This window comes from Flavobacterium adiutor, assembly GCF_048282555.1.
Lineage (GTDB): Bacteria > Bacteroidota > Bacteroidia > Flavobacteriales > Flavobacteriaceae > Flavobacterium.
This window is the reverse complement of the sequence record NZ_CP182487.1, coordinates 1,142,010-1,163,753: the sequence shown is the minus strand read 5'-3', so window position 1 is coordinate 1,163,753 and position 21,744 is coordinate 1,142,010. Positions and strand designations below refer to the sequence as shown.

16 protein-coding genes are annotated in these 21,744 nt (G+C 33.3%); 12 read left to right on the top strand and 4 right to left on the bottom strand.

The window, feature by feature from the left end:
* Positions 1 to 135: 135 nt before the first annotated feature.
* The gene (locus tag ACNC7R_RS05100) at positions 136 to 1,821 is read left to right on the top strand and encodes a COR domain-containing protein (RefSeq protein ID WP_417943143.1); all 1,686 of its coding nucleotides are present in this window, start codon (positions 136 to 138) and stop codon (positions 1,819 to 1,821) included.
* Positions 1,822 to 1,929: 108 nt separating this feature from the next.
* Here ACNC7R_RS05100 and ACNC7R_RS05095 read toward each other — a convergent pair whose 3' ends face one another.
* From ACNC7R_RS05095 to ACNC7R_RS05085, 3 genes are read right to left on the bottom strand one after another with little or no spacing between them, the layout of a single operon-like run.
* The gene (locus ACNC7R_RS05095) at positions 1,930 to 5,919 is read right to left on the bottom strand and encodes a T9SS type A sorting domain-containing protein (protein ID WP_417939890.1); all 3,990 of its coding nucleotides are present in this window, start codon (positions 5,917 to 5,919) and stop codon (positions 1,930 to 1,932) included.
* Positions 5,920 to 5,959: 40 nt separating this feature from the next.
* Positions 5,960 to 6,721, bottom strand: coding sequence for a LytR/AlgR family response regulator transcription factor (locus ACNC7R_RS05090; protein WP_417939889.1), 762 nt, complete (start codon positions 6,719 to 6,721; stop codon positions 5,960 to 5,962).
* Between the two features lie 12 nt (positions 6,722 to 6,733).
* Positions 6,734 to 8,665, bottom strand: a complete 1,932-nt coding sequence (locus tag ACNC7R_RS05085) for a tetratricopeptide repeat protein (protein ID WP_417939888.1) — start codon at positions 8,663 to 8,665, stop codon at positions 6,734 to 6,736.
* Positions 8,666 to 8,956: 291 nt separating this feature from the next.
* Here ACNC7R_RS05085 and ACNC7R_RS05080 point away from each other — a divergent pair, with 291 nt between their 5' ends.
* Positions 8,957 to 13,321: a PKD domain-containing protein gene (locus tag ACNC7R_RS05080; RefSeq protein WP_417939887.1), complete on the top strand. Its 4,365-nt coding sequence runs from the start codon at positions 8,957 to 8,959 to the stop codon at positions 13,319 to 13,321.
* Positions 13,322 to 13,338: 17 nt separating this feature from the next.
* Entirely contained in the window at positions 13,339 to 14,340 is a 1,002-nt protein-coding gene (locus ACNC7R_RS05075) for a type IX secretion system membrane protein PorP/SprF (protein ID WP_417939886.1), read from the top strand.
* 65 nt (positions 14,341 to 14,405) lie between these two features.
* On the opposite strand, the gene ACNC7R_RS05070 is transcribed toward ACNC7R_RS05075, so the two are convergent.
* Complete coding sequence (locus ACNC7R_RS05070; protein WP_417939885.1) at positions 14,406 to 15,329, bottom strand: hypothetical protein; 924 nt, start codon at positions 15,327 to 15,329, stop codon at positions 14,406 to 14,408.
* 313 nt (positions 15,330 to 15,642) lie between these two features.
* Between ACNC7R_RS05070 and ACNC7R_RS05065 the strand changes: the two genes are divergently transcribed.
* From ACNC7R_RS05065 to ACNC7R_RS05025, 9 genes are all read left to right on the top strand, one after another.
* Entirely contained in the window at positions 15,643 to 15,822 is a 180-nt protein-coding gene (locus ACNC7R_RS05065) for a hypothetical protein (protein WP_417939884.1), read from the top strand.
* A 77-nt stretch (positions 15,823 to 15,899) separates the two neighbouring features.
* Positions 15,900 to 17,576, top strand: coding sequence for a tetratricopeptide repeat-containing sensor histidine kinase (locus ACNC7R_RS05060; protein WP_417939883.1), 1,677 nt, complete (start codon positions 15,900 to 15,902; stop codon positions 17,574 to 17,576).
* A 6-nt stretch (positions 17,577 to 17,582) separates the two neighbouring features.
* A complete protein-coding gene (locus ACNC7R_RS05055; RefSeq protein ID WP_417939882.1) occupies positions 17,583 to 18,251 on the top strand; it encodes a response regulator transcription factor in 669 nt (222 codons plus the stop codon).
* Positions 18,252 to 18,396: 145 nt separating this feature from the next.
* Complete coding sequence (locus ACNC7R_RS05050; protein WP_417939881.1) at positions 18,397 to 18,555, top strand: hypothetical protein; 159 nt, start codon at positions 18,397 to 18,399, stop codon at positions 18,553 to 18,555.
* A gap of 53 nt (positions 18,556 to 18,608) precedes the next feature.
* A complete protein-coding gene (locus tag ACNC7R_RS05045) occupies positions 18,609 to 18,866 on the top strand; it encodes a DUF4236 domain-containing protein (protein ID WP_417939880.1) in 258 nt (85 codons plus the stop codon).
* A gap of 8 nt (positions 18,867 to 18,874) precedes the next feature.
* The gene (locus ACNC7R_RS05040) at positions 18,875 to 19,081 is read left to right on the top strand and encodes an excalibur calcium-binding domain-containing protein (RefSeq protein WP_417939879.1); all 207 of its coding nucleotides are present in this window, start codon (positions 18,875 to 18,877) and stop codon (positions 19,079 to 19,081) included.
* A gap of 21 nt (positions 19,082 to 19,102) precedes the next feature.
* Positions 19,103 to 19,498, top strand: coding sequence for a hypothetical protein (locus ACNC7R_RS05035; RefSeq protein ID WP_417939878.1), 396 nt, complete (start codon positions 19,103 to 19,105; stop codon positions 19,496 to 19,498).
* Between the two features lie 3 nt (positions 19,499 to 19,501).
* Entirely contained in the window at positions 19,502 to 20,770 is a 1,269-nt protein-coding gene (locus tag ACNC7R_RS05030; protein ID WP_417939877.1) for an ABC transporter permease, read from the top strand.
* A gap of 4 nt (positions 20,771 to 20,774) precedes the next feature.
* Positions 20,775 to 21,677 (top strand): hypothetical protein, encoded by a 903-nt coding sequence (locus ACNC7R_RS05025; protein WP_417939876.1) that lies wholly within the window; start codon positions 20,775 to 20,777, stop codon positions 21,675 to 21,677.
* Positions 21,678 to 21,744: the final 67 nt, after the last annotated feature.

The window sequence follows — 21,744 nt, the reverse complement described above, 5'->3', positions numbered from 1 at the left end:
ATAATTTTTAACTATATTTGACATGGATATTGGTTGTTTAGCGACTTCAAGATACTGCTTTGCAGTGTCTTGACCAATATCTAATCGTTTTTAATTTAACTCAAATAATTTCACCCAACGGGTTGGTTAAATACTATAAGTCTATTTAGTTATAATAGTCCAATTATAGTTGTTCTCAGTAAATATGACGAACGAAAAAAAATATTACCAGAATCTCTTTATAAAGAAAAATTTGAGAATATAGTTCAGTTTGTTGATGTTAGTTGTGCAGATGAATATGAGTATACTATCGAAAATTTAAAAGATGCTATAAAAGATGCTATTCAATTACTTCCACAAACAAAATTAACACTTTCTAATCATTGGGTAAACATAAGAAATGAATTAGAAAGACTTTCTCAACATCAGGATTATATTGAATATCAAGATTATTTAAATATATGTTCGGCAAATAAACTTGACAAAGAGAGAGCTGATTTTTTAAGTGAGTATTTAAATGATTTAGGAGTTATTATTCATCATAAACAAGACCTTCTTCTCAAAAAAACAGTTTTTATAAATACGGATTGGTGTGTAGATGGAATGTACAAAGTTTTAGATGATGAAAAAGTTTTCCAAAATAAAGGAAGATTTTCTAATGATGATTTAAATACTATTTGGAAAGAAGGAAGATTTGAAAACAAACAAGCCGAACTAATAAGATTAATGCAAGATTACGGCTTGTGTTTTGAGTTAGTAGACAGAACAGGATATATAGCACCAGATTTACTTGCTCCTGACAAACCGATTGATTTAGTTTGGGACTATCATTTAAATTTGAAATTTGAATATCAATATACTTTTATGCCTGCTGGGATGATTAGTCGTTTTATTGTCAAAGCACATAGTTTTGTAAAAGATGACTTATACTGGAAGTACGGAGTTGTGCTTACATATGATAGTACAGAGGCTTTAGTAGAAGAAGATTATATAAACAATAAAATAAAGATTTCACTTAAAGGTGAAAATAAGAAGAGTTTATTATCAGCTATTAAAATGTTCATTGAAGAAGTTCATAAAGATTTTGATAAGTCAAATAAACTTGTATTCGTTGAAATGATTCCTTGTAATTGTGTGGAATGTATAGCGAGTAATAATCCACATTTTTACAAGTTTAATGTGCTGAAAAAATTTGAACAAAAACCTATCTTAGAAATAAATTGCGAAAAAAGTAGTGAAGCAGTTAATATTAAAAGCTTAATTAATGATGTTCAGGTTAAGAGTCCTGGTAATCAATTTTATAGTAATAGTGATCTAAAGTCTTTTATTTTAAAGCTATTTGAAGATGTTTTAGAAAACGAAATTAGTTTGAAAGAAGGATATATTAATTTTTGGCGAGATAAACATTGCACACAACCAAAAGATGAAGTTGAAGTTCAACCTTATATTTGTAATGCAATAGATTCTTATTGTAAAGTTAGAGGTGTAAATCTATCTCGAGAAGTTAAAGAAGGAAATGGAAATGTTGATATTTTGTTTTCTTACACAAATAAGGAAAATCAGATTCTTAAAGTTTGTGTGGAAATAAAAAAAGCTCATCATCAAGATATTGAAACAGCTATTAGCACACAACTTCCAGTATATATGAAAAGTACTGGAACAGAATCTGGAATTTATCTTGTTATTTGGTTTAAAAATGATATTTTTCCGCAACCAAAGAAATTCAATTCTTCGGAGGAATTATTTAATGCAATTAGCTCGAAAAATCCAATTGATAAAAATATATCAATAAAAATTGTAAATTGTACTAAAAACATTGCGCCATCAACTATAAAAACTTAAACTTTTTAATTATAATAAATGGGAAGATTGATAATAAAATCATCTTCCCATTTAATTTTATATGAGCTTAAAAAAGCTCTTTAAACAGAATAAATAATGTACCTAAATTTATTCCTTAATTAATTTTTCTACTTTGCTTCCCTTCTCAGTAGTGATTCTGACAAAGTAAAGTCCATTTGGTTTATTCGAAATATCAAACTTAGCTGTAGTATCATTTTCAATTGCAGTCTGAAGCAATCTTCCCTGAACATCAAACAGTTCAATATATTTTATAATAGTATCACTGCTGATATTTACATTACCTTTAGTAGGATTTGGATATAGCGAAATACTTTTATCAACTTCAAAATCCTTATTTCCTAATGATTCAAAAACGGTTTCAGCTTTATTGGTTTCAATTGGTGCATTGTAATCAAAAAAGATATTAGCCGTTTTGTCTACGTAATCACCATTAAGAAGATCATCTGCGCTTTTTATTTTAAATAAAATGTTTCCGTGCCCTCCTACAGGGTTTTTCTGTTTGGAAGTAGTAGAAGCAGCCAAATGGATTTTTTCAAAAACAAATTCAACAATATTTCCGTGAATGATAGTCTTAGAAGAATGTGATGAATTTAATAGCTGCAAAGAATTAAGATCATATTTACTTTCATCAACAGCTATTTTTACAACTATATTCTCAGCTTCATACGTTCCGGTATTTTCAAAATTGACAATATAATGCAAATATTCGCCAATGGTACTAGGAGAAACGCTCTCGCCTTCCAGACAGGTAATATCATTAGGGTCAAATGAACCTACAACGGTTTGATGATACGTAAAACTATTGTCAGCAGGCGATTCATCTCCGGCAACCGGCGTTATGGCAACTGTAAAATGGAATATATCACCATTATTTACCGCTGGAGTTTCTACCGGACTATTTACATTGAATTCCAGATCAATTGTACGGCTTTCAAAAGGCAGAAGACCATTATAAGCCCACTCTAAATTATTCGTTGTTTCTGTGTCAACAACAGGAGTAGCAGAAAGTAAATCCATTTTTGAATCATCAAAAGCCAATGTAATATTGCCTGAAAGCACTTGATTCCCTTTATTTTTGTAAACAATTCTGTATGCTGAATCAAAGCCCGGCCTAGCAGGCGTTATTGGGCTAATCACTATTTCGACATCTGGATGTACACCATTTGCTGACAAACAAAAGCTTTGATAATTTGTATTGTAGTTATTATCAGTAAAGTCAATTGTAGCGCTTGCAGGTGAGATATTGAAAGCCCCTGCATTTTCTATGTTTGGAAATATACTATAAGTTCCTGCCTGGGTATAGAATGTAGAAGTTCCGTCAGTATTGGTAAAAGCAGAACCTGTAGTAGTGCCATCGTTTATATCAATTCGGATGTTCGGATGCAAAGGATCGTTAAGATTACAGCCGTTATTATTTCCGTCAAATATTGTGGTTCCTACTACTGTATTGTGTTGTCCTCCAGGAGTGAAGCTGCAGTAAGAGTTAGCCACTGTTGCAGTCATTCCCATACTGTTCAGTTGCGATTGCACATAACCCATTTGAGCATCATCGGCACAAATGTAAGCTAAGCCCGGATTTCCGGAAAAATCGAGATTGCTTTCGTTGCGCCCGTTTTTCATGAATAAATTCGTGAGCAAATTATTAGCACAATGTAAACCTGAAAGATTTTTTAATGAACTCACATCAAGGGTTGTAATTTGATTGTTAGTACAAGATACAGTATGAAGTTCAGGGCAATTACTTACATCAAGATTTGTAATTTGATTAAATCTACAATCAATAGACCGCAAATTTGATAAAGCACTGATATCAATATTCGCTAATTGATTGTTTCGGCATTCTATATCCAAAAGATTGGTTAAAGCTGTAAGATCAATAGACGTAAGCTGATTAACACTGCATCCTAAATATAATAATGACGTTAAACTGCTGATATCAAGATTTGTCAGCTCATTACCGCTGCAATATAAACTTGTGAGTTTGGTCAGGTTATTTACATTCAGTCCGGAAAGTTTATTAGCACCGCATTGCAAATAGTCAAGGTTGGTTAAATTATTTACATCCAGCGTCGTCAGTTTGTTATTGTTACAGCTTAATTCAGTGAGGTTTGTAAACGTATTTACATCGAGATTTGTGAGTAGATTATTACCGCAATGTAGTTTTGTAAGCTGACTTAGTCCGTTTAAATCTAAAGTAGTAAGGGCATTATAGCTGCAATTTAATGTTGTAATGTTAGGCATTCCTAAAACATTTAACGTGCTTATAGTATTATAGGAACAGTCTAATTCTTTAATATTTACCAATCCAACCATATTAAGATTTGACAATTGATTATGAGCGTAATTCAAATTTGACAATTGTGTCAATCCTATCAAATCTAAACTCGTCAATAAATTATACGAACAATCTAAAGTAGTCAGATTTGTCAATCCGTTTACAATTAACGAGGGAAGACGGTTTTTGGAACATTTTAATTGTTCCAGCAGCGTTAAATTATTTACATCCAAAGAAGTAATTACGTTCCCTAATGCTCCCAAAACCCCATCATAACCATAATTGGAACAATCTAAATATTTTAGTTTTGTTAATCCACCGACAGCTAAAGAAGTAATTTGGTTGCCTATTGCGTTTATCGAAATATGATTCGAGCAATCTAAATATTCCAGATTTGATAATCCGCTTACATCTAAACTCCCCAGTACGTTATTGTTGCAATCCAGATGTTTCAAATTCGGAACACTGCTTAAATTGATGTTAGTGATTTTGTTTATGGCAAAATTTAAGGAAGTCAAATTGGTCAAATTAGTTAAATTTAGGCTCGTCAGTTTATTATTGTTGCAGTTTAGCGAAGTCAGATTGCTTAAACCGTTTAAATTTAAACTTGTCAGTACACCATTGGAACAATTGATCGATTTAATATGGGTTGTACCTGAACCATTTACAGTCAAACTGGTAGTTTGGTTATTAAACAGATAAATATTGGCAAGAGCACTAAACCCGGATACATTTAATGTGATGTTTGCCGGAGTTAAATTTAAATTCAGATTTTCAATAGCAGGAAAACCATTTAAGGTTAAAACTGAATTTGAACCTGTGTATTGAAAAGTTTTTAAAGCAGTTAAATTAGCCCCATTAATAACTAAATTATCTGGCAGATACGAGCAGGCCAAAGTCTTAAGACTACTTAGACCATTCAGATTTAAAGTTGTAATATGATTTTCGCCACAGCTTAAATCAGTTAAAAGAGTAATATTGCTTAAATCTAAACTTGTAATTTGATTGTAAAAGCAGGAAAGATAAGTAAGTTTAGTCAGAGTGCTAACATCCAGACTTGTAAGCAGGTTATAATTACATTCCAGTTTATCAAGATTTGTTAGCCCATTTAAGTTAAGGTTAGCCAAATTATTATAGCTGCAAAGCAATGATTTAAGATTTGTTAATCCGCTTACATTAAGATTGGCGAGTTTATTGGTTTCGCAGAGCAGTATATCCAGATTGGTTAAACCGGTAAGATCAAGGCTTGTAAGTTGGTTGTTGCTGCAAAATAAAGTCTTAAGACTGGTTGCGCCATTTACATTAAGGTTTATTAATTTATTATTGCTGCAAAATAAAATTTTAAGATTATTTAAACCACTAACATTCAGACTAGTTAGCTGATTTTGATCAAGAAAAAGATTGACAAGATTGGTTAATGTACTAACATTGAATGTAGTCAGATAATTGACCGAACAATTTAAGTTAGTCAGATTGGTTAAAGCTGTAACATCAAGGTTTAAAAGAATGTTACTGGAACAATCTAAATTTTTAAGATTGGCAAAACTGGCAATCCCGGTTAAATTAAGAATTCCTGAATTCGAAACTTTCAGCTGAAATACTGCCAAGGCTTCATTAGTATCAATTTCGCCGTTGTCGTTGGCGTCGATTTTAATTGAGATTCCGGCAGCATTTAGTGCTATAGAATTTGTAACATCAGCTTCCAGCAATTTGGCTTTGAAATTTGCATCGGGGATAGCAACATTTTGTGCCTTTACTATAGTGGTTAGTAATAGCACAAACAAAAGTATTTTTCTTTGCATAATAATTATTTAGGATTAGTTTATAGTTTGGAGATATCTCTTATAAGGATTTGATCAGTTCCTGTAGTTTTTCCTTTTTACTTTGAGCTATTGGTATGTTGCTGTTATCAGCCATGATTACATAACCACCGTCTGATTTTATATACGATTTCAAATAAGAAAGGTTGATTAAATGTGATTGGTGAATGCGTTCAAAGCCATGTTCTGTAAGCAGTTCTTCGTATTCTTTTAATGTTTTTGAAATCAGAACCGGTTTGTGATTTTTGATAAAAAACTCGGTATAATTGGCTTTAGCTTCACAACGAATAATATCTGCGACTTCAAATAAATGAATTCCGTCGCTTGTCGATAAAGCAATCCGTTTGAAATTATCTACTTTTTTTCGAATGTTTTCAAGAAGCAAATCAATGTTTTCAAAAGAGTTCTTTTTGCCGACAGCTTCCTTTATTTTGTCCATTGTATCCTGTAATTCTTCTGGATCAACAGGTTTTAAAATAAAATCCAGGGCACTGAACTTAAACGCTTTTAACGCATATTGCTCATGAGCTGTTATAAAAACAACATGTGCCTTTAGTTTTCCGTTTACTTTCGAAAGATTTTCCAGAATATCAAAACCAGTTCCGTCCGTCAAATGGATATCAAGAAAAATAACCTGAGGCTTTAGTTTTTCAATAGCAGCTATTCCTGTTTTGACACTTTCGGCTTCACCAATAATAAAAATATCATTAGTATAACGCTCCAAAAGTGCTTTTAAACCTGTCCTTAAATGTTTGTCATCGTCAATTAGTAATGCTGTGATCATTGGCTTGTGGGATTATGATATATATTGAACCGGCAAATATAAAATTGCTTTGGTACCTGTTTGAGAGTCAGACTTTAACTCCTGTATTTCAATTTTAGCCGATTTAGAAGTTATGGATTCCATAATTTTCAACCGCTTTTTTGTAATGCTTAAGGCCATTGAACGATGGGCCGTAACCGAATTTTCTTTGAGCAGTTTCGATTCAGACAAACCAATTCCGTCATCGGTAATAGTACAAATCAGCTGTTCGTTCTGCACATCAAAATCAACGTTTATTTTTCCTTTACCATTTTTAGGAACCAGACCGTGAAGAATAGCATTCTCTACAAAAGGCTGAATCAGCAACGGAGGCAGTCCTACGTTAAATTCTACATTTTCAGTTGAATTGATTTCGAATTCAAATTTATTATCAAAACGGAGCTGTTCCAGTTCCAGATAATTCTGAAGACTTTCGATTTCTTTATCTATCGGAATAAGCGAACCTTTAGAATATTCAAGTGTCAGACGCATCAGTTTCGAAAATTTCGATAAATATTTCAGGGCCGAATCGGTTCCGTTCTGCACAATAAAACTCGAAATCGAGCTCAGACAGTTGAATACAAAGTGAGGGTTCATCTGCAGATGCAGTGCTTTCTGTTCATACTCAGCTAATTCTTTTTTAAGTGTTAGCTGGCGTTTTACCTGCATCCGGTTATAAATTACCCAGCCTAAAATAAGCAGCAAAATCCCTCCCAAAACAGAGAACACAATCAATTGAAATTCTCTTTTGTGCTTTTCCGAAAGTAAGGCCTCTTTTTTCTTGTACTCATAATTCATTTCGGCCATTGCAAACTTTTTGCTCGTTTCCTGATTACTGATACTGTCACGGGCTATAATTGAATTTTTATAATGAGCCAGTGCTGCTTCAGGTTCTTTTAAGGATTCATACAATTCACTTAACAATTCTTCCGAGTGATACGTTTGATCCAGAACGCCAATTTCCTCAGCATAGGTCAATGATTTCGAAGCAAAATGTACAGCCTCTTTATATTTTTTCTGCTCCCGCAATAACAATCCAATGTTATACAAAGCCAGGGAAGCTCCGAATTTATTCTGAATTTCCTCATACAGAGCCAATGATTTCTGATAATATTCATTCGCCAGAGTAAAATTCTTCTGTGCTTTATAATAATCTCCTAAATAATTATTGAGTAATGCAGAACCGCGTTTGTTTTCGTTATGCTCAAATCCTTTTTGAGCTTTTCGGTAAAACTGAATTGCATTTTGATATTCCCCAGTTTCAAAATAAATAACACCAATGTTAGTCAATGTCATGGGAGCATTTTTTTCACTTAAAAGAGTTTGTATCTTGTGTGCCTCCTTAAGATATTGCAATGCTTTAGGGTATTTTTGCTGGGATTTGTAAAGAATTCCAATATTATTCAGGGTTTTAGAAATGCCTTCCTTTTCGTCAATCTGCTGATATAATTTTAGCCCTGTTTCATAATTTTTTAAAGATGAGGTATAATCGCCTTGTTCTGAATAGACCACTCCTGAACTTGCATAAGCACGCGCCAGACCGCTTTTTATTCTCTTTTTATCAGTTTCTTTTTGTAATGCGGTTTCAAATTCTAATTGTGCCTTTTTAAAAAATTTCAGTGCCCCCTCATAATTTCCCAAAATAATAGAAGCATTTCCTTTGTTTACATAAGCAGTTGCAAGTCCAAAATGGTATTCTTTTTTTAAACTGATAATAATTGCTTTTTGAGCGTAAGAAAAAGTCAAATCAGGGTCGATTTCTTTATATAAATCGGCTATTTTATTGTACCTATCAGCTTTTACAGTATCAATTTTAGTATTCTCAACAATTCTTTTTAAACTATCCAGCTGAGCATTTTGCCCATGGAATATTCCGCAGATATGAAAGATCAAAAAGAAAATTATAAGCTGTAATTTTAGATTCACTTTGCTTGTTTTTGTTTGTTGTCTGACAAATGTATAATATGTTTCTTAGTATTATAATAACAATTATTATTTACAAGGTTCTGATTATTATTTGATTCTTTTGACTTATTGTTAAAGAATTAAAACGATATTATATTAAATGATTAGTGATTTATCCCAACAAGAGAAAATTTCAGGTGTTATCAATTTTGCTATAAAACTTACAAATGATACAAAATCATTATTCGTAATCTTTCTTTGATTAAAAAAAAACACATACTTTTACAGCCGAAAATAACCGAATTATACTACATGAAGAAACTTTACTTCTTAACATTACTTTTTATTTTAATCATTTCTACTGCTGGCTATAGTTATAATGGTAGCGATAGAAATAATTCTACGAATAATGATTACAGCAATTTTATAGCGCCAGGCGTTGATTTTAATTTTACTAATGATGGTGCTTGTTCAGGAACTCCTGTTACATTTACCCCAATAGTAACCGGAAGCGCACCCTTTTCTTACAAATGGGATTTTGGAGATGGAACTACTTCAACAGAAATGAATCCAAGTCATAACTTTAGAGCGGTTGGCTGCGGAACTCAAAATTTCAGTGTAAAACTAACCGTTAAAGATGCCAGTGGCGAAACTTCTATTACAAAAACTGTTTCTGTAAAACAAAAACCCGATTTGAAGTTTACAGATCTGAATGCTCCGGGTTCTAATAAACCTTTTGAGAGATGCGGGGACAATAATTCAAATCCAAAATATACTATTAATGTCGGAAACAGTTCAGCTTCTGCTTCATGCATTGCATCTTATAATGTTAGCTGGGGAGATGGAAGTACAGAGACAAATGTAACTTTCCCAAAAAGCCATGAATACCAGAAATTAGGTTCCTTTAATATGGTGATTACTGCCGTTGGAAGCTGTAATAATTCTGTCACTTATGTAGTTAAAAATTCTAACAATCCTATTGGTTCCCTTATCGCCCCTGGGAATACTACGAATTTATGTGTTCCGGTTGATCCGATGGATTTTGCGATTGGATCGTGGGCACTTAATCCTTCAGATACCAGATATGTGGTTGACTATGGAGATGGTACTACTCAACCTTATACTCAGGCACAACTGGAAAGCTCTGTTTATTATAACAGTCTAAATCCTCAGGCCTCACAAAACTATCCCATTCCTCATAAGTTTACAAGAGCCAACTGTCCGTCTGGAAATACCGTTACCCTAACTATAACAACATCCTGTGGAAGCACCTATCTTACTGCCGGTCCCATTATTATTTTAGACGTGCCGGTAATCAGTTTTAGCATTCCGTCAGTTGCATGTGTAAATTCAGGTGTACGCTTCAATAATTCAACTTATGCAGGTTATACTAATGGCTGTAGTACTGTAAATGTTTATACATGGGATTTTGGAGATGGTACAACTTCGAGAGAAGTTAATCCCTATCACTCCTATTCAGCACCAGGTACTTATAAAGTTACCCTGAATGCTACAACACCTTGCGGTGTCGGGATCACTCCTGCTGCACAATATATATGTGTTGAACCCGTATTACAGCCACAATTTACTTTTAGCAATGCCTGTGCATCTGAAACGGTTCAGATAAACAATACGACTGATACAAATTTAAGCTGTGGTGTTTCAAGCTTCTTTTGGGATGTGACCGGTTATTCTCCAACCTATTGTGGTAAAGAAACTTCACCAGGATCAGGAAAAGGTCAATGGAATTTTGCAAACGGAACATATTCCTCTTCTAAAAACCCTGCTTTTAATTTTATAACCCCTGGAATTTATTATCTAAGACTTAGAACATGGAATTCTTGTGGAATAGAGCGTGAAACCACTCAGGCAATCCATGTAAAAAAGAAACCTGTTATTTCCATAAAACCAATTTCAGATTTTTGTAAAACGGCAACGATTTACCCTGAAGGAAAAGTAGAAGAAACCTGTTCTCCTGCTTCAGAAATAACATACGAATGGAGTTTCCCTGGAGGTACACCTTCAACTTCTACGTTACTTAATCCTGGCCCTATCAATTATACCAAAACAGGTAATTATGAAGCCATTTTTAAGGTTACAAATAGTTGTGGTACAGAAACAAAGAGTACAAGATTCTCTGTAGATATGGTTCTTTCTCCTGTTATAACTCCTAAAACAGCAAAAATATGCAGTGGTAATTCTTTTCAAGTTACACCTGTAAGCAACGGCACAACCGATAATGTCCCCTCAGGAACTACTTATGTATGGTCTAATCCAGTAGTTTCTCCTCCGGGTGCAATAAGTGGTGCGAGTGCACAATCGAGTCCTAGAACAAGTATTAGTCAGACATTAATAAACAATACAGCTAGTCCGGCAACAGTAACGTATACTGTATCACCATTATCTTCATCGTGCCCTGGACCTGATTTTACAGTTACCGTTACGGTAGAACCAACAATAAAAGTAGTTCAGACTATAAAAAATGGCAAATGTTATGGGTCAAATGACGGGAGTATCAGCATAGTTGTAAGTGGAGGAACACCTTATGTGACAGGAACCCCTTACATAATATCGTGGACAAGTCCTAACGGATTTACGAGTTCAGATCAGAATATCTCTAATTTAAAAGCGGGTACCTATTATTTATCAATCAGAGATAATGGAGGCTGTCCTTTTACTACTTCATATAATGTATCAGAGCCGGGAGAATTTAGAATTACAGGCGAAAGTAAAAATGACATCACCTGTTTTGGATTAAAAAACGGAACTATCAATACTTCTGTAACCGGCGGTACACCTCCTTACAATTTTGTCTGGACAAAAGATGGAAGTCCTTATCCCGGTAATTCCGGAAACCTGAATAATCTGGAAAAAGGAGTTTATCAGGTAAAAATAACGGAAGCCAATAATTGTGGTGGGCTTACAGGACAAAGTTTTACTATTATCGAGCCACCATTACTGGAAGTAAAATGGGAAAGCCAGGTTGATGTTTTATGCTACGGATATAATACTGGTGAAATTAATGTAAGTTCATCAGGAGGAAGACTTCCTCATCGTTACAGCTGGACAGGACCAAACGGATTTAGGAGTAATCTTCAAAATTTAAAGAACCTCTATGCCGGAACTTATAATTTAACGGTTACGGATAATTCAGGCTGTACAAAAGATTTAAAAGTTGAAATACTTCAAAACCCTGAAATTAAATTAGACTACTCTGTAACTCATTTGACTTGCTACAGTATTAGGGACGGAGTCATAAAAATTAATAACATAACCGGCGGCGTTCCTTTTGCAACCGGCGATCCGTATATTATAAAATGGAGCAATTTAGGAACTGGCATGGAGCAATCTAATTTATCTGCCGGAAATTATTCAATTACAATTACAGATGCCTTAGGATGTCCGAAAGTATTTCCGATAACGGTTAACAATGCGCCAGTTTTTAAAATCGATCCGGATTTCCAAAACATTTCGTGTCACGGTGCAAATGATGCACATATCCGACTTAATCTTGTTGGCGGGCAGGCACCGCTTAAACTAGAATGGAGTGATGGTTCTACAGCCGGAATTGAAAGAAATAACCTTGTTCCTGGAAGCTATAAAGTAAAAATTACCGATGCCAAATTATGTGTACTAGAGGCAGAATATATCGTAGTTGATCCGCTTGAATTAAAAATAAGAGGAGATGTCTCCAACCCGCTTGACTGCGTTAAAGCAAATACCGGTGTTATAGACCTTATTGTTACAGGAGGTACAGCCCCTTATACCTATGCCTGGTCTAATGGCGCAACAACTGAAGATTTGAGCCAGCTTACACCTGATAACTATACGGTTACAGTAACCGATTCCAGAGGCTGTAAAAAATCAGATACTTTTAAAATTATCCGATTTGAGCAGCTTACCCCTACAATTGAAGTTTTAACTGATTTTAATTGTGATACCCGATTTGTAGATCAGACATTCGTGGGACATGTAAAAGGAGGAATTCCGCCTTATACTTTAAAATGGTCAGACGGAGTTGTTTCCGGTGTCAATGGCGAAATAATGAAAACCGATAATAAAGGATTAATCATTTTTACTGTGACCGATAGTTTTGGCTGTACTATGGAGGCAAATCATAATGTGGTTAAACCTGTTTTAGGTGTCGCAAATTTCTCTACAAACTCTTACGGAAAAGAGATGTTTGATCTTTATTCTATTTACGATCCAGTTAAATTTACAAATCAGGCTACAGGAGATTTCACAAGTACATCATGGGATTTTGGAGACGGTAACTTTTCAACAGAAACAAGTCCAGAACATATTTATACCAGAGAAGGCACCTATACCATCAAACAAGTTGTGAACTATCCTTTTGGCTGCCAGTATTCTTATGAAACCAGTATTCTGGTAGAAAAAGGATATAAGCTCATTATGCCAAATGCCTTTACGCCTAACAATGACGGAATCAACGATTCGTTTTCACCTGCATTTCAAGGACTTAACAATGTAACTCTGGATATTTATGACACATGGGGAGGTATCATCTACACAGAAACAGGTGTAAATATTCATGGCTGGCGAGGAAAAATTAAAGATCTGGATGCTGAAAACGGCAATTATTATTACAGGATAACGGCCAAAACTTTCTACAATCATACCATAACCGAAAAAGGATCATTAACATTAATTAAATAAAAGCAACATATTAAAAAATGAGATTAAAATTACTAGCTGTTATACTGATAACATGTTGTTTTTATACCAAAACAAGAGCACAGGATCCAATTTTTACACAATATTTTTTAGTTCCCGAAACCCTAAATGCTGGTTTTACCGGTTTCATGGAAACTACCTATGCCGGAATTATACATCGCGAACAGTGGCCAGAATTAGATTTAAGTGTCGATACAGATTATGCCTTTGTAAATACCTGGAGTGACAAACTTAACAGTGGAATTGGATTAAATATTTTAAATCAAAGAGAAAACGCTTCCAAATATAATTTTACACAAATCAATGCCAATTATGCCTACAGGGTAAGAATTAATGACACCTGGACTTTCAGACCGGGTATTGAAGCAGGATTTGGATTAAAATCATTTGCCTTTGGTAACTTATTACTGGAAGATCAGATTAATATAGGCGGTTCAAACAATGCAGCTTCTATCGATCCGCTGCTAGCCAATGACAGGGTTACTTTTTTTGATGTATCTGCAGGAATGGTTTTCAATACAGATGATCTTTGGATCGGTCTCTCGATGAAACACCTCAACAGACCAAATATTGCCCTGAGTGCAAATGGAAACCTGCCATTAAATACTTTTTTCTCGCTAAGCAGCGGATATGAATTTCTGGTAGCCGATTATATTGATGTATTGTTTTTTCCGTACGAAACTAAAATGTTTTTTACTTCAAACTACATGCAGCAAGGGAGATATAACCGATTTGATTTAGGTGCTTCCATCTTATTCGAAAAAATGTTTTTTGGAACTACATTTGTTACCAATCCTGCTAAAAATGGGATGAATAATGAATTATTAACTTCTGTAAACTTTTTTACAGGACTGCAGTACGAGCATTTGCGATTGGGACTTTCATACGACCTGAACACGACCAAAATAGGAAGAACAGGAGGCGTTTATGAACTTTCATTAACCTATCAGTTTGATTTGTCACGAAAATGTTTCGGATGCCCGAATTACGGGGATAACTAAATTTTAAAAACGATAACATTCATTTAACCTCACGGAAGCAATTTCGGGAGGTTTTTTAATTTCAGCTATTTATTTATCACGTATTTATCAATAATATATTTCGTTACGGGTCTTAATGGTTTTTTCTTTTGTTCGGGATGCATACCATGTGTATTAAAAAACTCTACACTATCTCCTGTTTTCGCATACCAAATAACTGCTTCTCCGTTTTTAAAAAAAGTAGTGGTATCGCAAACCTTAATTTTTCTAAGATTGATTATTCTTTCATCGAAAGGTTCGACCACATTGTAGGTTCCTATTCCCTGTATTTCTAAATCACAGCTTACTTCTTCATAATGATCACCAGACCATTGCATACATTCGTTTTTTTGTGCGAAGTAATAATAAGCTAAAAATAACAGACAAAAAACACCTGCAGTTATTATAAATATATTTTTTGTTGTTCCAACAGCTTTTTTTGGAGGTTGCTCTTTTTCGACATCGATAAATAAACTTACTGGTTTAAAAAATATATCTGAACTATTCGTTTCATTTTGTTCATTTATTTCACCTTCACAAGTACTTCCCTCTTTATCTTTTTGTTCATCTTTTGAGATAGATAATTCTATTGTTTTAGCCTCTTCAAATATGCCTTTAGATTTAAATTTATTATAAGGCCTCGGATAAAAATCAACTAAAATTGCTGCCATTTCAATTCTAGACCTGTTAGCTGTATTTCCGCCTTTTAAAAAAGAGATTATAGGCTTAAATTTTCCAATATTAAAATTCTCAATTGATTTCTTCAAATAAAAATTTTCCTTCGCCTCTAGAAATATTTTCATGATTTCTTCATCAGCATTAGTCAAACCTTTTTCAAAGATTCTCAAATAAAAATCTCGTAATTGAGCAGGTGTGGGATCTGATAATATTCCTGAGACATCCTCTTTAGTGGCTACTTCATATTTAGCAAGAATGGCTTTTTTGTAATCTTCAATAGTAATGTTACTCATAATTTTCTACGGAATTATTAGAAATATCAGAATCATCGGAAATATCGGAATCATCTATAAACACAGCAAAAAAACTGCTGTTACTTTGCTTCAACAAAACGAGTTAACACTTTGATCTGCAGACCTAAAACAAAAGTACAAAACTAGTTCAATTAAAAGTGCGGAAAACCGTAAGACGGACTTTATCCGGGAAGTATAAATAAAATTTTACTGTTCTGCGCACTTCACTTCCCAACCAAAATTTGGTATTGAAACATGATCCGGAAAAGTTTCGGACGGCAATACCCATGTCTAATTTTTAAATCAAAAAAAGATGAAAACTTTATTTTTAATGGGAGCGTTTGCGCTATTGACAACTACATTATTTTCCTGCACTGCAGATGAATATGAAACAGCTGAGAAAAAAAACGAAATAAATAAACCAATTCCCGCAGAGAATACTGCACAGGGCCCTGATGATGATCCTGTACCAGTTACACCTCCAAAAAAATGACAAATAAAATTAAGCGTGTATAATTAATTAGTAAATTCGGGAAAAGTAAAATTATGTTGCGATTCCCGAATTTTTACATGTTCATCTTTCTCGTTTGTGTCTCTTGTCAGGAAAAAACAACTGTTACTTTTAAACCAAATTTGCCTAATGAAGGGGCTAAGTCTTTACAGGAAAAAGGAATAGCTCATTTTCAAGAAAGCAATTATAATAATGCTTTTTATTATTTCAACAAGTCTAAAGTATTATTTGAAACCTCTAAAGACAGTGCCAACATTGTTTTCAATTTAATCCAGATGGCCAACATCCAACAAATAAATGGCGATTATTATGGAAGCAAAGAAACTTTAACAGAAGCGTTACCTTACAGCAAAAATGACAATAATTATATTGTAGCTATCAATAATTTTTTTGGAATTGCTGACAAAGAACTTTCTATTTATGATGACGCTATTTTTTATTACAATCAGGCCATTAAATCTTCTAAAGACTCCATTTCAATACAATCGCCTTTAAACAATATTGCGGTTGTTTATATCAAGCAGAAAAAATATGATAAGGCAATTGAGCTTCTGAAATCTATTTTAAACAAAAAGATTGTAGATAATCAATTATCATTAAAAAGTAAAGCAAGAGTTATCGATAATCTTGGTTTTGCCTATTTTAAAAAAGGCATGAACAATAGCGGCATTGAACTCCTGAATGAAGGCTTAAAATTAAGATTGGAAGCGAATGATGACTACGGAAGTATTGGCAGTTACCTTCATTTAGCCGAATTTTTCTCAAAAACTAATTTTGAAAAATCAAATGAATACGCTAAAAAAGCTTATGAAAAAGCAACCAAATTTAACAGTGTTGACGAGCGTTTGAAAGCATTATCCCTTCTAATTTCGAATGGTTCAGGGACAGTATATGCACAAAAATATATTGCAATAAACGATAGCATAATAAAAATCAGAAATAATTACAAAAACAAATTTGCCAAAATCAAATACGATTCTAAAAAAGAAAAAGATGAAAACCAGAAACTGCGGTTAGAAAAAGCAGAAAATTTACTGACGATTCAGGAAGCAAAATATCAAAGAATCTTTTTTATAATTGGAATTATTTCTCTATTCTGTTTACTGGCTTATCTGAAAAAAAGGTATGAAAACCAAAACCGAATAGATAAAATAAAAACAGCCTACGACACCGAAACCAGAATAGCTAAAGATATCCATGACGAGCTGGCTAATGATGTTTTTCAAGCTATCACTTACACACAAACCCAATCTTTAAATTCGGGAGACAATAAAGAAACCTTATTGCAAAACCTCGATCATATTTATTCACGCGTTCGCGGAATTTCCAGAGAGAATAGCAATATTGAAACCGGCCCCAATTATGCTGCTAACTTAAAAGAAATGCTTTCGACTTATAATAGCGACAGCACCAATGTTATTATTACAAACATTGAAAAGATAAACTGGGAGAATCTGGATGATGAAAAAAAGGTTGCTATTCATAGAATACTTCAGGAATTAATGGTCAATATGAAAAAGCACAGTGAAGCTCATTTGGTCGCTATTACGTTTGACAGCAAATCGAATTTGGTAACGATCAAATATAGTGATAACGGAAAAGGCTGCGAAAAATCAAAAATCATAAAAAATGGTTTAAACAATATGGAAAACCGTATTCTGGCCATAAAAGGAACAATTACTTTTGACACAGAACCTAGTAAAGGTTTTAAAGTAAAAATAACAATGCCAAAATAAAAGCCTATGTTTAAAAAAGTAATAATAGCCGAAGATCTTGATGCAATGAATTTAGGAATTCAGGAAGTCTTAAAAGATTTAAAGATTGTTAATTTTCAGCATTCAAAATATTGTGATGAAGCATTTTTAAAAATCCGAAAAGCCATTCAGGATCATGATCCTTATGATTTATTAATCAGTGATCTTTCATTCAGAACAGATCATCGTGAAGTAAAAATTGCCAATGGTGATGAACTCATTCAAAAAGTACGTGAAATACAGCCCGATATTAAAATCATAGCGTATTCAGTAGAAGATAAAAGTTTCCGGATTAAATCGGTTTTTGATAACGCCGGAATTGATGCTTTTGTGCTTAAAGGTTTAAACAGTATTGAAGAATTAAAGAAAGCAATCAACATTATTTCGACTTCAGACCAAAAGTTCATCTCTCCGGAAGTTGCTTCTGCCTTACAGGAAAAAAATAATTACGAAATTGACGATGTAGATATTCTGATTCTTAAACATCTGTCTGCCGGAACTTCTCAGGATGAAATCATCGAGATTTTTAAAAGCTCAGATATTAAACCCAACAGTAAAAGTGCCGTAGAAAAAAGATTGGCTAAACTCAAAGACTTTTTTAAAGCAAACAATACAGTTCATCTGGTTTCAATTACAAAAGATATGGGGATTATTTAATTTCTCCTCATTATATTTTTCAAGCTCCTTAGGGAGCTTTTTTTATTGCTAAAATTTAAAGTTTACGGATTATGGTTTTCCGTAAAATACTGATTTAAAATAGGTTTAAGTTTGAATTATCAAAATCAATTTAAAATTTAAAAACATGAAAAAATTAGTCGTTTTATGCAGTTTGTTCTTCCTTATTATAGGAAGCAGTATTGAAGCTCAAAGTGGTCATTATAAGGGTGGCAAAGGCAGCTCCCATAAAGGAGGAAAGTACAAAAACTCAAGTACTCATAATCACTACAAAAAAAGAAAATAACATTTCTCAACTTCGATTAACATGAAAAAGAAAAGTCAAAAGAAGTTTCATTAATGGTAAAGCTTTTATTAACTAAACTTAAAATCATGGGCTTTCGATTTCAAAAAAGAATTAAGCTTGGAGGCGGACTCGGACTAAATATTAGCAAATCGGGAATTTCTCCAAGTTTAAGAACTAAAATAGGCACATTTAGTAAAAATGGGTATTCTGCAAAAACAGGAATTCCCGGAGTTCGATACCAAAACAGCGGATGTTTGATATTATTTGCCTTTACAGGCTTTATCACATTTTTAATTTATAATCTAAAATAATTTTAACCATGAAAACCAAAAAAATTACAACACTTCTATTTTCAATTCTAGCAATTTTTATACTAGTTATTTCTTGTTCAGAATCTGATTCAGATTGTCCGACAAAAACCTGTGGCGATTTTGCAACTCATGCGGAAGCACAAGCAGCATTCAACAGTAATAGAAGCTGTTACAAAAATCTGGATGCAGATGGAGATGGAATTGCATGCGAATAAACAAATAAATAACCAAAAACCATGATAACACTAGAACTAAAAAGTCATTTTTTAAGATTATATCAAATGGCATTATCAGATGACCACTTTGATGTTTTGGAACTTCAAATGCTGTATCATTTTGCAGATGAAAGAGGCATTCCAAAAGAGGAACTTGACAAGCTTTTTTCAAACCCAGTCAATACCGATTTTGTAGTTCCAGAAGCCTTAACTACAAAAATTGAATATCTGTATGATCTTACCCGAATTATCTGGGCTGACGGAAAAGTTACGGATGATGAATTGAATATGCTTAGAAAATATTGCAGAAAATTTGATTTCGTTGAAGAAAACATCAATGATTTATCTGACTATCTAATCGATTGCGTACAGAAAAACATTGGTAAAGAAGAAATTATTAGTCAACTAAACGCTTAAGCCATGAAAACACTTTCACAATTATTTAGTTTAAAAAAGTCCACAGATGCTACTTCTAACCTTTTCGAAGAAAATGAAGAAGACAGAGAACAAATCAGAATTACCTATTATCAGAGCGGTTTCGCTGCTTCAATAAAAGCAACAGGCAAACCAATTGTCCTGAAAGCCTGTTTACAAAACTTATACATGAGTTTTGAAGATCAGTGCCGAAAACAAAAATTAGAACAGGACAGATTAAAACAGCCTTATCGGGAAGAACAGGAAAAGAATCGCACAGAGCTCAAAAAGTGTGAAGCCGCAATAGGAATTTACGAAAGAAAAGAGCAAGATATCAACGAGTCTGCTGATCTGATAAAAAATGAAATCATCGAAGTGAAACGCAATCCTGATAAATTCGGAATTGAAGATGGTAAAGGTTTAAAGGCACAGTTTTATATTGGTTTGTTTTTGCTGCTCCCTATTACACTTTATGTTTTAGTGTTTTACATCTCGGCTTCTTATTCTGCTTTTTTCAAAGAATTCTCAAATGATAGTTTAACGGCAGCCATTTTTGATGCCGATGCCTTAACAAATTCTTTTAAAGCGAGCTGGTTGGAAGGTGTTTTGGTAATAACAATCCCTTTTGTATTCATGGGATTGGGGTATGTAATTCACATGGTACAAAAAGGAAAAGGAATCAAAAATATTTTCAGAATGATTGCCCTTTTTCTCACTACCTTTCTATTTGATGCTTTATTAGCTTATCAAATCGAAAAAAAAATTTATGAATTTAATAAAACCACAGATTCTGCTCCTTATAACTTAAATATCGCTTTGGGCGAAGCCGAATTCTGGATGATCATATTTGCAGGTTTTGTTGTCTATATTATTTGGGGACTTGTTTTTGATTTTGTAATGAAAGAATTTGAAAACATTGATAAAATCAGAGCTTTTATAAGAGGTAAAAAAGAAAATCTGATGGATCTGGAAAAACTGAAAACAGAATATACCAATAAGATAAATGATTTCAAACAGCAGATTGTAACGGCAAACGGAAGAATCTCAGAACTCCAGTCTAAAATTGACGGATTTGTATTTCCGGTAAAAGAATACCTGCACTATCATCATCAATACAAAGAAGGATGGTTTCAGGCCATAAATACCGAGATTGCTTTGGCACATAAAGAAAAAACAGAGCTTTTGGAAAGCTGCGAACTTCACTCTGAAGAACATCTGAGCAAATTAAACCTGGTTGATCCTGATTTTCAGCATTTGGTATATTCTAAAAATTAATATTATGAACAATATTCTTAAAATTTTCACCCTATCATCTCTAATCTTTTTGACATTTTCCTGCAAACAGGAACCTGAAAAAAACAAAGAAGAAGTTGGCTCTAAAAATACTAAATCCGAAAACTACAACATTAGCATACTTCTCGATTTATCGGACAGAATAAGTATCCAAAAAAATCCTAACCCAACGATGGAATATTACCAAAGAGATTTGGGATACATAAAATCAGTTTCAGAAGCTTTTACAGCACATTTAAAATCGAAAAGAATAAGACAAATTGATGATAAAATGCAGTTATTTTTTAATCCTGAACCCAAAGATCCGGGTATCAACTCAATTTCACAGGAGTTAAAAATTGTTATTGATAAAAATAATGCTTCAAAGGATTTACTGAATTCCATCAATGCAAATTACACTTCACAGACTTTAAAAATATATGAATCTGCTATAAAGGATAACAACTTTGTCGGCTCTGACATCTGGAACTTTTTTGATACTAAAGTAAAAGATCAGTGCATAGAAAGCGATGACCGAAATATTCTGGTCATACTAACAGATGGCTATATGTTTTATGATAATACCATAATGAAAGAAGGAAACCGGACATCCTACATTACTCCCGAATGGATTCGGAAAAATGGTTTAAATACCAAAGACTGGGAAAAGGATTTTAAGAATAAGGATTTTGGTTTCATTAAGACAAGTGATGATTTATCTAATCTGGAAGTTTTGGTTTTAGGAATTAATCCGAATCAAAATAATCCTTATGAAGAGAAAGTAATAAAAGCCTATTGGACAAAATGGTTTACCGAGATGAAGATCAAACATTTTGAAATTAAAAATGCTGATCTGCCTTCAAACATGGAGAAAATCATTAAGGACTTTATACTAGAAAAGAAATCCTGAATCGATTTGAATTAAAATTTTATAATCAGCCTTTACGGATTTCCATAAAATACTGATTTTAATTGAC